This window comes from Fodinibius roseus, assembly GCF_900129315.1.
GTDB lineage: Bacteria > Bacteroidota > Rhodothermia > Balneolales > Balneolaceae > Fodinibius > Fodinibius roseus.
Map to the genome: position 1 here is coordinate 110,352 of NZ_FQUS01000009.1, position 15,147 is coordinate 125,498.

Sequence of the window (15,147 nt, forward strand, 5' to 3'; positions counted from 1 at the left end):
AAAACAGCCTTTGAACTCGTTTCCCTCCAAGGTAATAAACTTAGACGGAAATAACCCAATAAGCCCTTTCGAGATTGCTAAAAATCGTTATTTTGGAAACGTTAAACAGCACCCAATATTATTCACCCCTTTATGAATCCATCTGATTCTAAACAGTCCCACGCGGACGGCGTAAAAGCGCTGATTAAAGAGATCAATAAACAGGAAGCCGTAATAAAGAAGGGCGGGGGAGAGAAACGGATCAAAAAGCAGCATGACAAAGGAAAGCTGACGGCACGCGAGCGGATAGATCTCCTCCTGGATGAAGATTGCCGGTTTCATGAACTGGGGTTGTGGGCCGGTTATGAAATGTATGAAGAGGAGGGAGGGTGTCCCGCCGGCGGCGTTGTGACCGGTATTGGCCGTGTATCGGGACGCGATTGCGTGATTGTTGCCAATGATGCCACGGTGAAGGCCGGGGCCTGGTTCCCGATCACTGCTAAAAAGAACCTGCGAGCCCAGGAAATTGCGATTGAAAACCATCTTCCGATTCTTTATCTCGTAGATTCCGCGGGCGTATACCTGCCCATGCAGGATAAAATTTTTCCCGACAAAGATCATTTCGGACGTATTTTCCGAAACAATGCTGTTATCAGTGCCCGGGGCATCCCCCAGATTGCCGCTATTATGGGCAGCTGTGTGGCCGGGGGGGCCTACCTGCCGATTATGAGTGATGAGGCGCTGATTGTAGACGGTACCGGCAGCGTCTTCCTGGCCGGCAGCTATCTGGTCAAGGCGGCTATTGGCGAAGAAGTGGACAATGAGACGCTGGGCGGCGCAACGACGCATACGGAAATCAGCGGGGTTACTGATTATAAAATGAAGGATGATGAGGAATGTCTCCATACCGTCCGCGATCTGGTGGATAAACTTGGGCCTTTTGATACCGCGGGATTCAACCGCAAAGAACCGGTGGCTCCCTCCCGCGATGTGACCGAAATACTGGATGCATTCCCGGACGACCGCACCAAACCCTATGATATGACCAACGTACTGGAGTGTATCGTGGATAAGGGGTCCTTTACCGAATTTAAGAAGGGGTACGGGCAGACACTTATTACAGGCTATGCGCGGGTGGATGGCTGGAGTGTGGGCCTCGTGGCCAATCAGCGTAAAATTACCAGGACAAAACAGGGAGAGATGCAGGTTGGCGGGGTTATCTACTCCGACTCGGCCGACAAAGCGGCCCGTTTTATCATGAATTGCAACCAAAAAAAGATTCCGATTGTTTTTTTGCAGGATGTTACCGGCTTCATGATTGGCAAGCGAAGCGAACACGGGGGCATTATCAAGGATGGGGCCAAGATGGTCAATGCGGTCTCCAACAGCACCGTGCCCAAGATTACGATTGTCGTGGGCAACAGCTACGGGGCCGGGAACTACGCGATGTGCGGGCGGGCGTATGATCCGCGGTTTATGTATGCCTGGCCTTCAGCACGGATTGCGGTAATGGGCGGCTCCCAGGCCGCCAAAGTGTTGACGCAGATCCGGGTATCCTCCCTCGAAAAACAGGGAGAAGAGATCACCGAAGAGGAGGAGCAGGAGATTATGAAAGAGATCAGTGAGCGATATGAGCACCAGACGGATGTGCGTTATGCCGCTGCCCGGATGTGGGTGGATCGCATCATTAATCCCATTAAGACCCGCGATCATATTTCCCGCGCGATCCGGTACGCCAACCATAACCCGGATATGGACGAATTTAAGACGGGTGTGATACAGGTTTGACAGCAATTATTATGAAAACTACTTTAGTATTCTGCAATTTGTCTCTGATAGTTAATGTAAAAAGTCTTCGAAAAACCAGGAATTTTGTTCAAGGTCAAAGCCAGGGGGGCAGTCGCTGTATATCGTCCATATGCGGGGATACCAATTGACTGATAACGCTGACATGGGCCGGAAAAACGGTTTTGTAAAGCCTTCTGTAATAATCTTATTTTCAAATCATTCATGAAATCAGTACGAATATTTACTTTTTGTTTCCTCTTTTTGATGGCGGCGTCACTGCAGGGGTGGTCTCAGCCAGCGGAGGCTTTTGAGAATGTCATTATTCATACGGCAGATGGCGAGGTCGTCGACGGGGGTACGATCGTATGGAGGGACGGTATCATCCGTTCGGTGGGTCCGGAGGAAGAGGTGACCATTCCCTTTGATGCCTATGTGAGAGACGGGGGCGACAGCCTGCATGTCTACCCGGGCTTTATTGACGGGATGGCCTTGTGGGGGAGTCCCGATACCGATGGCCCGGGCGGCACTCCTGACGAGCCCGGCAATCCGGGATATAAGCGGGCGGGTATTCAGCCCCAGCGGTATCCCTCGGAGCATCTTAAGGCCAATGACCAGGCGCTGGAAAAAGCAGCTGAAATGGGTTTTACGACGGCTGCATTGGGACTCAAGGGACAGATGCTTCCAGGGCAGGTCGATCTCTTTTTCATCAGGGGCAAGCAAACCCCGGATAACCTGCTGGAGGAGGGAGTGGGCGTGCTGGCGCAGTTTAAGGAAGCAAAGGGCCCGGCCTATCCCTCTACGACGATGGGCCTGATGGCTCAGTTTCGGCAGCTGTTTTATGATGCGGAAGCCCTGCATCGGCAGCAGGAGTATTTCGCCTCGGTTTCATCCAGCTATCCCGCCCCGCAAAAGGAGAAGGAACTGGAAGCCCTATACCCGGTGATGAAGCAGAAGCAGCCGTTCTTTTTTGTTGCGGATTCCAAAGAGAATATAGAGCGAGTGTTATGGCTGCAGGATGAACTCGGGTTTGATATGGTCCTTGTCTCCGGTAAAGAAGCCTATACGAAGGCGCAGGAACTGCGCCGGCGGGAGATCCCGGTGTTGGCCGGTATTGATCTTCCGGAAAAGCCGGACTGGATGTCAACCGATGATGATGGTAAGGATGAAAAGGACAGGGACACGCAACCAGCGGAGGTGACCGAAGAGATGCAACACTTCCGGGAACGGCAGCAACAGGCGTACAAAGAGCGTATAAACAATATCAATACCCTGAGGGAGTCTGGGGTCAGGGTCGGATACAGCTCAAACGGATTCAATACCTCCGCTATACGAAAGAACTTGCTTATCCTGAAGGAGGAATCAGGTATGAATGAGTCGCAGCTATTAAATATACTTACCCAGTCGACTGCGGATATCCTGGGCTATGGTCAGCGGCTCGGTGATTTGGAAGAGGGACGTTTGGCCAATTTTACGGTCTTTGACAACCCCTTTACCGAAGAGAAGGCCAAAGGACTTTTTTCCGTATCCAACGGGGAAGTCACAGAGCTTGATTCAGAATCTTCTAATTAGCTCTTGAGTGTAGAGTAGAATTAAAATAGATGAAGATGATAATTATATGAAGAAGATTGTACTACTGTTTTTCGCACTTTTGTTGAGTCCGGCCGGTTACGCGCAGGAAAAGGGATCGGTACTCATCAGCGGGGGGACACTCATAACGATCACCGACGGGAATAAAGAAAATACCGATCTGCTTATAGAAGACGGGGTAATCACCGAAATCGGCCGGGATCTTTCGGCCCCGGACGGGGTGGAGACCATTGATGCCTCCGGCAAGTATGTGATGCCGGGCATTGTTGACGCGCACTCCCATATTGCGGCCGTGGACGTCAACGAGTGGACGCATCCGGTGACGGCTGAAGTCACCATGGAGGAGTCGATCGATCCCAATGACATCAATATGTACTGGGCGCTGGCCGGCGGGGTTACGAGCATTCACCTGATGCACGGATCGGCAAATGTGATCGGGGGACAAAATGAAACGCTGAAACTGCGATACGGGGGAGATATGGACGAGCTGCGGTTTGAAGGCGCTCCCCGAACGATCAAGTTTGCGTTGGGTGAGAATCCCACGCGGGTACACGGACAGCGGTTTAATGTACAGCCCCGCACCCGGATGGGGGTTGAGCAGATTGTTCGCGATCATTTTGATGCCGCCTTCGACTATCAGCGTAATCGCCGTGAATACCTGGAAGCCAGGGAGGCGTACGAAGAGGGAGCGCGCGGGGAGGCCCCGGTACCGGTAGCCAAAAATGCGCGTATGGAAGTACTGGTTGATATCCTGGAAGGGGATATCCGGGTGCATTGTCATTCGTACCGGGCCGATGAAATTATGATGCTCATGCGGGTATTCGACGATTACGGTATTGAAAATTACACCTTCCAGCATGCCAACGAAGCATTTAAGGTTGCTCCCGAACTCCGCAAAAACGGCGCTTATACCTCCGTCTTTTCGGATTGGTGGGCGTATAAGTTTGAAGTGTATTATTCAACAGCATTCAATGCTTCTATCCTCAATGCCAATGGCGTCATCAACAGCATCAATTCCGACAGCGGAGAGCTTATTCGTCACCTGAATCACGAAGCCGCCAAGACGGTTCATTACGGCGGTACGTCGAAACAGGATGCCCTCAGAATGATTACGATTAACCCCGCCATGCAGCTCGGGATCGATGACAAGGTGGGGAGTATCGAGGAAGGAAAGCACGGTGACATAGCTATCTGGAGCGGTCACCCGCTGAGTATCTACAGCATGGCAGAAGCGACATTTGTAGACGGGAAAAAATATTTTGACCGGGACAAGGATGCGGACGATATGAGGCTGGAGGTTAACCCGGAAGAGGATTTTGAGCATGCAGGCCGGCGCTGGTATGAAGAGCATGGCCGCCGCGGGGGGACCTGTTTGCGGGGCGCCGAAGTCCGTTTTAACGAACAGGGAATGCATTTTCGACACCAAACGAGGTAAGCAATATCAGAAAAGATTTAATATGATGAGAACGTTTTTGAAATTCTTTATTTCAGGATTCCTGCTGGTTGTTATTGTGGTAACGGCGGGAGTCGCACAATTTACCGAGAAGGCTGAGTTCGGCAAGTTTGCTATTACCAATGCGACCATACACACGGTATCGGACGGTGTTATTGAACATGGCGTGGTGCTTATTAACGGGGAAACGATTGAGTTTGTCGGTAAAAACGCCAAAATTACCTCCGACTACCATCGTATCAATGCCGCCGGGAAACACCTGTACCCGGGATTTATGGACGCCGGCACCCAGCTGGGACTCCAGGAGATCGGGGCCGTAGCCGTAACGAAAGACCAGGCCGAGCTGGGGGAGTTTAATCCGCATGTCCGGGCCTTTACGGCCATTAACCCCAGCAGCGTAAGCATACCCGTTACGCGCGTGAACGGCGTAACGCATGTCGTTTCCCTGCCGGTATCGGGACGCCTGTCGGGAAAGGCGACGCTTATTGATCTCTACGGTTATTCGCCCGATTCCATGGCCGTATCACCCAATGCAGCGCTCCACTTGAACTGGCCGACCGCCCAAAAGGGAGGGGCGGGCGATCAGCGCAGCGAGGAAGAGGTGGAAAAGGCTTATAAAAAGAATCTGAAGGAGCTGAATGAGTTTTGGGACCGGGCCGTCTTCTATGATGATATGATGATGTCCTATGAGGAAGGATCCGCTGATAAAGAAGCACCGGACACCCATAAGAAATTAGAAGCCATGCGCGAGGTCCTTAGCGGGGATATACCGGTCATGATTTCTGTGGACCGTAAACAGGATATCCTGAATGCTCTTGAATGGACCAAAAAGCATCCGGATGTTCATTTTATTTTAGCGGGGGTACAGGAAGGATGGCGTGTCGCCGATGAAATTGCAGAGGCGGGATTACCCTGTCTGGTGTCTACGCTTTTTACCCCGGAGCGGGCATATGACAATTACCAGCGGCCGTATCAAAATCCGGCTGAATTACATGAGGCGGGGGTGAAAGTAGCTATTGCCACCGGTGAGATCGAAAATGTTCGCAACGCTCCTTACCATGCGGGTTATGCAGCAGCTTACGGCCTGGGCAAAGAAGAGGCTTTAAAAGCCATTACCCTGAATGCTGCTGAAATTTTTGATGTAGCTGACAGGCTGGGCAGTATTGAAGAGGGAAAGCAGGCCAACCTGTTTCTATCAGATGGTGATCCATTCGAGCCCACCACTCACATTGATCAGGTTTTTATACGTGGATACAAAATTCCGATGGTAAGCCGCCACTCCCAACTCTATGAAAAATACCTCAACCGCGGGGCGGTCGAACATTAGGTGTCCTCTCCCGAAGGCTCAGAATCCAAAAGTGGATACTGGGAAGGCAGTATTGATATGATATTTTCCATTCTTAAGACGGTGGAATATCACCTACATAAATATTTTCTGTTTTTTCTAAAAAATTTGACCTGTTTTTGTGATGCTTCTCGTATACAATAATGCAAGAGAGAAAATAACAGGTTATAGTTATAAACAGAACAGAAGGGTATCACAATGAATACGGTTTATAAGATATCAACCGCAAGAATAGAGAATAAAAACAAAGACGACCGATCCGTTGGCGAATAGTAGAGTTCTGTAGGGGGAATAACCAAATATTATATCTGATGACCTACCCGCACCGGCGTGAAAACCGGTGTGGGTTTTATAATAAATAGCGGCTTTCTACCATCAAAACCCTAACAACTCATTACTCTCAACAAGCAGCAAGTAACGAAGATCGATATTGTATGCTGCTCATAGCATCGCTATATCAGATATTTCTTCTGATGAATCTCATCATTAATATCCATACCTTTCTCAAGACGTATAATCAGGTGTAAATAATAGAAGGGGCGGTAAAATTTTTAGGCCGCGGAATCTGAATACATGGCAGCAAAAGAATACGGACAGCAATCAACTCCCCGCTGGTATGCTGTCCCCCGTTTTGTTAGTCGATCTGCACTCTGGTATCATCATTTTAATCCGTATCAGTAACAGCAGGTTATAGTTCTAAATTAAATCTCACAAAGGATGTTAAAATTACCATTCAGGGAAATAGAAGAAGTGCTGGCTGTCATTTTACGGAAATATAGTTTTGCCGATGAAAAAGCTCGACTTATTGCCAAGACACATACCCAGTCCAGCTGTGATGGTGTTTATTCACATGGACTGAACCGGTTTCCCCTGTTTATAGAATACATAGAACGGGGGTTAATTGACATAACGGCTGATCCCCAACGAGTTGCTTCTTTCGGAACGCTCGAACAGTGGGACGGCCGGCTGGGACCGGGTGTTACGAATGCTCATCAGTGCATGGATCGTGCGGTCGAACTTGCCCGAAAGCATACCATGGGCTGTGTTGCCCTGCGTAACACCAATCACTGGATGCGTGGAGGCACCTATGGGTGGCAGGCAGCTGACAGGGGAATGATAGCACTCTGCTTTACGAATACTCAACCCAATATGCCTCCCTGGGGAGGGAAAGAAAGCAGAATAGGTAATAACCCCTTTGTTATTGCCATTCCCCGTGAGGAGGGACATGTAGTACTTGACATGTCCATGTCGCAATTCTCATTCGGGAAAATCAATACCTATAAACTTAACGATGAGCAGCTGCCATTCTACGGGGGCTGGGATGAAGAGGGAAACCTGTCGAAAGACCCTGGAAAAATCCTTGACAAACAGCGGGGGTTGCCCATAGGCTATTGGAAGGGTTCCGCCTTGTCAATGGTCCTCGATATGCTGGCGGCATTTCTTTCGAATGGAAGGCACACCGCTCAAATCGGGGAGGAGGAGTATGAAACAGGCCTTTCCCAGGTTTTTATCTGTATTGACCCGGACCAGTTTTCGGACGGTACATTAAAAGATAATTTACTGAATGAAATTATTAATAACGTACATAATGTGTCCCCGATGGAACAGGGTCGAAGAACGTACTATCCCGGAGAACAAACAATGGCTACTCGCAGGGATCACCTCAAAAATGGCATCAGGGTCAGTGAAGAGGTGTGGGAGGCGATTACTGAGTTATCCAGGTAAGTTGGTTAATAGAGGCCATTACAAAACCGTTGTTATGCCCGGGCTCTACATATTAGCGATTTCAACATCCTCAAGTATACAGCAATTAATTCGGCCAGGTTTCCGGCTGCTCACGCCACTCGGCAAGCGTCTGCAAATCTTGCTCACTTACATAGCCGTTGTTACTGGCCACCCTGATAAGTGTGGCGTAATCCGTTAGGGTATATATGGGAATATCCGCGTCTTCAAATCGCTGGATGGCCTTGTCAAATCCGTAGGTAAATATACTTAGCACAGCCCGAACGTCCGCGCCGATAAATTTAAGGGCTTCAACCACTGAGATGGCCGAACCGCCCGTTGAAATAAGATCTTCAATAATAACCGTGGATTCTCCCTTTTGAATGCCTCCCTCAATTTGATTACCCAATCCGTATGCTTTTGCTTTAGCACGAACGTATGACATCGGCTTGTTAATGTTTTCGGCAACCCAGGCTGCGTGGGGAATGCCGGCGGTGGCCGTGCCCGTAATCACATCGATGTCGGCGTGTTCTTTATTGATAAACGAAACAAATCTCTTTGCAATTTTTTTGCGGATTTTGGGGTACCGCATAGTAAGCCGATTGTCGCAATAAATAGGCGAATTCCAACCGGAGGCCCACGTAAAAGGATCATTCGGTCGAAGAATGACGGCGTTTATCCTGAGCAGGTCAAGTGCTATTTCTTCTGAAAATGGTGAATCAATAATCATACGAAAAGTGATTAACTACAGCCTGTAGGAATACACTAACGGCTGTATATGATGGTAATGTTAGTACAATACTGTTATTATATTAAAAATAAAATGATTTTTAAGCATAAAAAGGCATAAAAACCTGCGAGCAGGTCGTCTATCAATATTCCCAGTCCGCCCGGCAGTTGTTGCAGTTCATCAACGCCCAAAGGTTTTTTTATATCAAAAAAGCGGAAAATAAAAAAACCGGTTACCAGTAGCATGATATCGTAACTGATAACTCCCGAAAAAGGGATGGCGATGAAAGCCATGCTTTGACCGGCAAATTCATCCATAACCAGGGGAGAGGGGTCGCCTCCCCATACGCGCTCACACTCTTCGGATACCCAGATGGTAATCAATGAACAAAGCAGCGCAAGGAGCGCCATCCCATACCAGGGAGCATAGACGCCTACAAAGTAAATTGGGAAGAGAGCAAAAAAACTACCCCAGGTTCCCGGTGCATTTGGTAAGAATCCAGCATAGAAAAAACTACCTAATATCGGTTTTATTTTTTGTATCATATTTGGTAAAAATATTTTTATTTACGTAAATATATTCAATTCCGGAATACAAAGTAAGCACCACAATGACCATCATACCCCATCCCAGGACACCCGATTGCAGCAATTGGACGCAGTAGCTGCTAAGCCAGACATCCGTTGAAACAAAAACACCGACCAAGAGCACAAGATAAAGAAAAATCATCTGGCTCATAGTCTTTATTTTGGCAGTCAGGCGTGTATTCATTTTGATGTCACGCCAGTCGGCCACGATCCGCATAGTCGTGACAACCACATCACGGAGAACAATGATGGCTATGGCCCACCAGGGAAACTGTGTGGCATCAATAAAGGGTAAACAGATAAAACCTGCAAAAGTTAAAAATTTATCAGCCAGCGGATCCAGAAAAACACCATATGAAGTCTGAGCTTCATACAAGCGTGCGATATAACCGTCGAAAAAATCCGTCACTACAGCAACAGCAAAAATGCCAACACTGAGTGCGCGCCATACCACCTCATCCTGCACATACAACACAAGAAAAATGGGGGCCAGAATAATCCGAATAGTACTTAATATATTTGGAAGTCGATGCACGTATATTCAACTGCAGTCGTTAGTAGTCATTGCCATGAACATAAAGCATTTATAAAATGCTTCGAAAAGCTACCAAAGATTGATATTTTGGAATTCAATTTTACCTAAAATACGAATTTGAATAACAGTATGCAGTGCAGGATTATAAGTATAGGTGACGAGTTGCTTATAGGCGATACCGTGAACACCAACGCAAGCTGGATGGCGCAGACATTCACAGAAGCCGGTATAGAAGTCAGCCGTATAGACACTATCAAAGATGAACTTCCGGTTATAAAGGAAGTCACCCGAGAGGCCCTGGCGTCCGATAGTATTGTGATTACTACCGGGGGACTGGGCCCCACCCATGACGATGTTACGAAACAGGCCGTCGCTGAGCTTTTTGATTCTGAACTGATTGTGCACGAAGAGACGCTTTCTTTTATTAAAAAGATTTTCGCGAAACGTAATATCCCGTTCAGTGAATCGAACTATCGCCAGGCCGAAGTTCCGGCTGACTGTGAGGTATTGCTCAATACGCAGGGGACAGCCCCGGGTCTGTGGTTTGAACGGGACGGGAAGGTGCTTGCTGTGCTACCCGGCGTGCCGTATGAGATGAAGCATCTGGTCAATACATACATATTGCCAAGACTCAGGAAAACGCTGTTAGGTACTGAAGTTCGAAGGTCCTATTATCTGCTCACTTCCGGCATCGGAGAAAGTACGCTCAGTGATGAGGTCATCGGCGAGCTGGATTCTTATTTGAATACCGGTGTCAGTGTAGCATACCTGCCAGGTCCCGAGGGCACGCGAATCCGGATCCGCGGCCGCGCGCCCTCAGAAAGCGCACTGGAAGAGCGACTACAACCATTGATCGGGCATATCCGGGAAAAGGCGGGAGCCTATATTGTGGGCGAAGGGAAGGATCTCCGGCTTGCTGAAGCGGTCGGAACGGTGCTTCTTCAAGAGCAATTGACCATTGCCGTTGCTGAGAGCTGTACGGGCGGCTCTGTCGCCGATGCACTGACGGACATTCCGGGTAGCAGCCGGTATGTGAAGGGGGGCGTCATCGCTTATGACAATGAAGTAAAAATAGCACAGTTGGAGGTGAATGAAGATGTCCTGAAAGAGGTCGGCGCCGTCAGCAAGCAGGTGGCATTACAGATGGCCCGTGGCATAGCCCGAAGGCTGGGTACTGATATCGGTGTTTCAACGACGGGTATAGCCGGGCCGGGGGGCGGAACAAAAGCGAAACCGGTTGGGTTGGTATGGATAGGTTTTTGGAATAAAGATCAGCATTTTGCGCTCCGGGCACAGTTTACCAAAGATCGGTTGGCAAACAAAAAGCGAACGACAGCCGTTGTTATGGAAATGACACGCCGGGTGACTTCAAATATCGAAGAAATGCCTTATGGACTTAAAAAACAGCCAGCTTGAAATTATCTTTTCTGACATATGTTTTTATTCTTCTGTGGGTCGTTTCTCCGGGTGCCTGGGCACAGGTTGATCATACGTCAATAGATTCAGTAACGGTGGATACGACTATTCTTAAACCGGTTACCTTTACAGAAGCATCCGGAGCAGCCGATACGCTTAGTCAGGAAGATCAAAAGCCGCTGATTAAAGTAGTTCCGTGGGAGTTTCACGCTCCGCTGGGAGCAGAGGTTACCGCAACCGACAGCACGTTACGATGGAAGATATGGCCGGACTGGACCTACAAACTTAACCGGAAGCCAGGGGTTGTCAGCTACCGGATGGGGACCAGTATCCGGTCGAATGCCGTGCAGCGGTATGCCCATGAACCGCGTCACCAGGAACTGTATTGGGAGGGCATTCCCCTCAATGACCCTGTTTCAGGCATGCTCAACTGGTCGCTTATCCCTCAGCATAAAATAAGTGACTTCTACGGAGAAGAACGGGGGACCCATTACCGTTCGACCTATTACCTGAGACAGTATTATCTGAATGAACCTCTTTCGAGACTTATTTACAGTGAAAGCAAGTTTTCGAGCCGTAATCTGGAGTTTGAAGTCAGTCACAATTTATCCCAAAAAACGAATATAGAACTCCGGTATTGGGACCGAAGGGAGGGGGGGGAATACAACAATTCTGAAGTCATAGGCCGTCAAATTTTTGCCAAAGCCAGCCACCATCTTGACAACCGGCATTATCTGAAGCTTAATTATGTCAACAACAAGATGGATATTGGCCGTCCTTTCGGCTATTCCCTTTCGGACATGTTAAGGTTTAATTTTGATCGGTATGATACGCAGGCCAACGAATCAAACGGAAATTCAACTGAAATTAACAACCTGCTTGCGCTAAACTTCTACCGGCGAAGTCCGGATTCAACACGTCAGCGGAAGTCGGAGTCTGATAACCTGCATGCCAGCCTGTATCGTAGAAGCACACAGCGAGCGGTACAGTATTCGGCCGACTCCACTACCTATAATATCGGCTCTGTCGGCTTATCCGCCCGTAAATGGTGGACTAAGGGAATAGCGGAATTGGAAGGAGGCATCAATTACGAATATTTTTTAAACAAAGAACAAGCCAATCATGTATTAGCTACCGGTAACTGGGGACTTCTGGAAGTTGAAGGCAAGGCAAAGGTTCACCTCGCATCCTTTTTGAGCGTAAGAGGAGGGGGGACCGTCCGGTCGCGAAGTGACGGATTTCGATCCTATCGATTAAATGCTGCTGCGGACTTCAGGGCAGGTAAGCTGAGCCTTTCGCCAGGCTTGTCTGTCGGCTCACTGATGCCCACTCCCCAGCAGCTGTACTGGCGATCCGAAAATTTTGCCGGAGATCCAAACCTTTTGAATGAAGAGATGCAGGAAGCCCGGGCCAGGTTAACCTATGATATTACCTCAAATTCCCGCGTCGGCATCCGCCTTCAGCACAAAGATATTAACAACGGTTTGATGGTTGAGGAAATTGATATACTGACGAACCTGAACGGCTATAACAGCAACATGATTTTGGGTGCGAACAGATCGTATGCAAACAAGGACAGCTACGCTTCCCAGTCGGCTGCGTTCTTTTTTGACTGGGATGCCACCCATTTCGAGCTGGATGGTTCCGCCACGTTCCACCGATTTACAAACAGTACGGTTGAGCCCAACAACCCCATCCCTATGTCCGCCGAGGAACGCATATGGCTGAAAGGAGGGGCCTACTGGAAGGGCTATATGTTTGGACGAGCGACCTACGTAAAAGCGGGACTTTCCGGCATGATTGCTCCCTTTCGGTATCAGGCGGATCATTATAATCCGGAGCTGGATTACTGGCAGCCGGTAAGCAGTGATCAGGCTTTGCCGGCATTTAATCGCCTGGATCTTGATATCTCCGCGCGTGTTCGATCAATCGTTTTCGTCATGCGCTGGCAAAATATACTTGATGATGTAAGTCAGCTGGGCTACTTTGAGACGGCTGGATACCCCATGTCGCAACGAAAATTCCTGTTTGGAGTTCGCGCCTTATTTAGGAACTAAAAAAAATATTTATGAGCTTAGGATATGTGATAAAAGAAGGTATAGCCGGTTTCAGACGCGCACGACTGGCTTCCTTTACCGCTATTTTTTCCCTGTTTGTTGCCATCCTGCTTCTGGGCGTCCTTGCGCGGGTCTCTTACAACGCTTATGAGGTTGCACAATCACTCAAACAGTCCATCGACATAGAAGTTTTTCTCAATGATCAGGACGAGAATTCGCTGCAGGATTTGAGGCAAAACCTGGAAGAACAGGAGATCATACAGGAGGTAACCTATATATCTCAGGACAGCGCCGCGGCCATTTTTAAAGAAGAATTCGGTACGGGAGCCGCTTCAATGGCCGATCTTAATTTTTTACCGGCCTCATTCCGGCTGGTGGTTGCATCAAATACCGCCATAAACCGGGTTGACAGTCTTGTGACTGAAATAGAGAATCATGAAAATGTGGATGAGGTGCGATTCAATCAGCAACTGCTGCAGATGATGGAGCAGCGTTTTCGTACGGTAGCCATAGCGGGTGGGGGACTGGGTATCCTTATTTTATTAGCTTCACTTATTCTGGTTTTCAACACCATCCGGCTTACCATCTATGCCAAGCGCGATCTTATCAAAGCGATGAAATTAGTGGGGGCAACAAACGGATTTATTCGCCGGCCCTTTGTAGTGGAAGGTATCATTCAAGGTTTCATTGCCGGAATATTGGCCGTAAGCGTTATGTTTGTGGTCTTTCGTTTTATACTCCCCGAATATATTCCCCAGTTTGGCGTTTTGTCGTGGCCTTTCGGTCGTTGGTATTACCTGAGCGGGGCGATGGTGCTGTTATCCATTTTTATGGGATACTGGGGAAGCCAGTGGGCCGCCCGTAAATTTATAAAACAGACCTCCATTTCTGAATAGTATGATTACCGTCAGCCGTGGATTGATTAGGAAATCCTCAATAAGAAGCCTTTGGAAACCGGGGATTTTAGTCAACATCAAGGCCCCGGGAAGGTTGCCCTCGCAGCATTTAACTCATATGTGAGGATTTCAGCCGACAGTGAAATAAACAGTTGAAATCCAACTTATGCTGGTATTCAGGCTATTTTCGTTTGTCTTTTACATAAACAGCGGCAGCATGACCCTGTCCCGTTGAACGTTCCTCAATTTCAAAAAGTTGAATGGCCTCTACCAGTTCGCCCAGTTTGCGGTAGCCGTAATTGCGCGGATCAAATTCCGGTGACTGCTTGGCAATATAACTGCCCACTTGTCCCAAGTGAGCCCAGCCGCTTTCGTCAGACGAGACCTCAATGGCGTTGCGTACCAGGTTTACAAGCTTGGTATCCTGTTTGAGCTCATTGGTCGACATGCGTCGGAAAGAAGACTCCGTATCCGGTTCCTCCTCACTGCGCAACACTTCGGTATAAATAAACTTGTCGCAGGCGGCGACAAAAGGATCTGGCGTCTTCTGTTCGCCAAATCCGTAGACCGTCAGTCCCGATTCACGAATGCGTGCCGCTAATTTGGTAAAGTCGCTATCGCTCGAGACAATACAAAAACCATCAAATCGATCGGTATAAAGCAGGTCCATGGCATCGATGATCATGGCACTGTCAGTGGCATTTTTACCACTGGTATAACCAAACTGCTGAATAGGCTGTATAGAGTACTGTAACAAGTGCTCTTTCCAGCCTCTGAGCCTGTTGGAGGTCCAGTCTCCATAAATACGCTTGACATTAGCAGTACCGTATTTTGCGATCTCCGCGAGGAGTCCTTCGATAATGGACGGCTGAGCATTATCGGCATCAATAAGTACGGCTAATTTCGTGTTTGTATCTGCATCCATGTATTGGAAGTAAATAAAGGTGAGTTAGATATATGAAACAAAGCTCTGTAAAGTAATACGTTCCTGCTATGCTTATCAGTATAATCCTTTAACTCAAACTCAGGTTAATGTTAATAGGCGGACGTTT

At 48.5% G+C, this 15,147-nt stretch carries 12 protein-coding genes; 8 read left to right on the plus strand and 4 right to left on the minus strand.

Annotated features, from left to right (window positions below; all coding sequences use genetic code 11):
* The first annotated feature begins 132 nt into the window (after positions 1–132).
* The 5 genes from BUB16_RS10090 to yiaK all read left to right on the plus strand — a co-directional run bounded on the left by BUB16_RS10090 (position 133) and on the right by yiaK (position 7,877).
* Positions 133–1,767, plus strand: coding sequence for an acyl-CoA carboxylase subunit beta (locus BUB16_RS10090; protein WP_073063201.1), 1,635 nt, complete (start codon positions 133–135; stop codon positions 1,765–1,767).
* A gap of 222 nt (positions 1,768–1,989) precedes the next feature.
* The gene (locus BUB16_RS10095) at positions 1,990–3,336 is read left to right on the plus strand and encodes an amidohydrolase family protein (protein WP_139240263.1); all 1,347 of its coding nucleotides are present in this window, start codon (positions 1,990–1,992) and stop codon (positions 3,334–3,336) included.
* Between the two features lie 46 nt (positions 3,337–3,382).
* Entirely contained in the window at positions 3,383–4,789 is a 1,407-nt protein-coding gene (locus BUB16_RS10100; RefSeq protein WP_073063207.1) for an amidohydrolase family protein, read from the plus strand.
* Between the two features lie 22 nt (positions 4,790–4,811).
* The gene (locus BUB16_RS10105; protein ID WP_170864355.1) at positions 4,812–6,134 is read left to right on the plus strand and encodes an amidohydrolase family protein; all 1,323 of its coding nucleotides are present in this window, start codon (positions 4,812–4,814) and stop codon (positions 6,132–6,134) included.
* Positions 6,135–6,869: 735 nt separating this feature from the next.
* Positions 6,870–7,877, plus strand: a complete 1,008-nt coding sequence (gene yiaK, locus BUB16_RS10110) for a 3-dehydro-L-gulonate 2-dehydrogenase (RefSeq protein ID WP_073063210.1) — start codon at positions 6,870–6,872, stop codon at positions 7,875–7,877.
* Between the two features lie 85 nt (positions 7,878–7,962).
* On the opposite strand, the gene pyrE is transcribed toward yiaK, so the two are convergent.
* From pyrE to BUB16_RS10125, 3 genes are all read right to left on the minus strand, one after another.
* Positions 7,963–8,604, minus strand: a complete 642-nt coding sequence (gene pyrE / locus BUB16_RS10115; RefSeq protein WP_073063214.1) for an orotate phosphoribosyltransferase — start codon at positions 8,602–8,604, stop codon at positions 7,963–7,965.
* A 77-nt stretch (positions 8,605–8,681) separates the two neighbouring features.
* On the minus strand, positions 8,682–9,149 hold the full coding sequence (locus BUB16_RS10120) for a phosphatidylglycerophosphatase A family protein (RefSeq protein ID WP_073063217.1): 468 nt from the start codon (positions 9,147–9,149) through the stop codon (positions 8,682–8,684).
* Complete coding sequence (locus BUB16_RS10125; protein ID WP_280173653.1) at positions 9,118–9,726, minus strand: CDP-alcohol phosphatidyltransferase family protein; 609 nt, start codon at positions 9,724–9,726, stop codon at positions 9,118–9,120. Before BUB16_RS10125 ends, BUB16_RS10120 begins: the two co-directional genes overlap by 32 nt.
* Before the next feature lie 129 nt (positions 9,727–9,855).
* On the opposite strand from BUB16_RS10125, the gene BUB16_RS10130 reads away from it, so the two are divergent.
* From BUB16_RS10130 to BUB16_RS10140, 3 genes are read left to right on the plus strand one after another with little or no spacing between them, the layout of a single operon-like run.
* On the plus strand, positions 9,856–11,142 hold the full coding sequence (locus BUB16_RS10130; protein WP_073063220.1) for a competence/damage-inducible protein A: 1,287 nt from the start codon (positions 9,856–9,858) through the stop codon (positions 11,140–11,142).
* The gene (locus tag BUB16_RS10135; protein WP_073063223.1) at positions 11,139–13,199 is read left to right on the plus strand and encodes a putative porin; all 2,061 of its coding nucleotides are present in this window, start codon (positions 11,139–11,141) and stop codon (positions 13,197–13,199) included. Before BUB16_RS10130 ends, BUB16_RS10135 begins: the two co-directional genes overlap by 4 nt.
* 11 nt (positions 13,200–13,210) lie before the next feature.
* Complete coding sequence (locus tag BUB16_RS10140; RefSeq protein WP_073063226.1) at positions 13,211–14,095, plus strand: cell division protein FtsX; 885 nt, start codon at positions 13,211–13,213, stop codon at positions 14,093–14,095.
* A gap of 181 nt (positions 14,096–14,276) precedes the next feature.
* Here the strand turns inward: BUB16_RS10140 and BUB16_RS10145 are convergent, their stop codons facing one another.
* Positions 14,277–15,020, minus strand: coding sequence for an NYN domain-containing protein (locus tag BUB16_RS10145; protein WP_073063228.1), 744 nt, complete (start codon positions 15,018–15,020; stop codon positions 14,277–14,279).
* Between the last annotated feature and the right edge of the window lie 127 nt (positions 15,021–15,147).

Bases quoted from the DNA above. Each gene is read 5' to 3' on its own strand.
- BUB16_RS10090 (WP_073063201.1), top strand. From the start codon at position 133: ATGAATCCATCTGATTCTAAACAGTCCCACGCGGACGGCGTAAAAGCG.
- BUB16_RS10095 (WP_139240263.1), top strand. From the start codon at position 1,990: ATGAAATCAGTACGAATATTTACTTTTTGTTTCCTCTTTTTGATGGCG.
- BUB16_RS10100 (WP_073063207.1), top strand. From the start codon at position 3,383: ATGAAGAAGATTGTACTACTGTTTTTCGCACTTTTGTTGAGTCCGGCC.
- BUB16_RS10105 (WP_170864355.1), top strand. From the start codon at position 4,812: ATGATGAGAACGTTTTTGAAATTCTTTATTTCAGGATTCCTGCTGGTT.
- yiaK (WP_073063210.1), top strand. From the start codon at position 6,870: ATGTTAAAATTACCATTCAGGGAAATAGAAGAAGTGCTGGCTGTCATT.
- pyrE (WP_073063214.1), bottom strand. From the start codon at position 8,604: ATGATTATTGATTCACCATTTTCAGAAGAAATAGCACTTGACCTGCTC.
- BUB16_RS10120 (WP_073063217.1), bottom strand. From the start codon at position 9,149: ATGATACAAAAAATAAAACCGATATTAGGTAGTTTTTTCTATGCTGGA.
- BUB16_RS10130 (WP_073063220.1), top strand. From the start codon at position 9,856: ATGCAGTGCAGGATTATAAGTATAGGTGACGAGTTGCTTATAGGCGAT.
- BUB16_RS10140 (WP_073063226.1), top strand. From the start codon at position 13,211: ATGAGCTTAGGATATGTGATAAAAGAAGGTATAGCCGGTTTCAGACGC.
- BUB16_RS10145 (WP_073063228.1), bottom strand. From the start codon at position 15,020: ATGGATGCAGATACAAACACGAAATTAGCCGTACTTATTGATGCCGAT.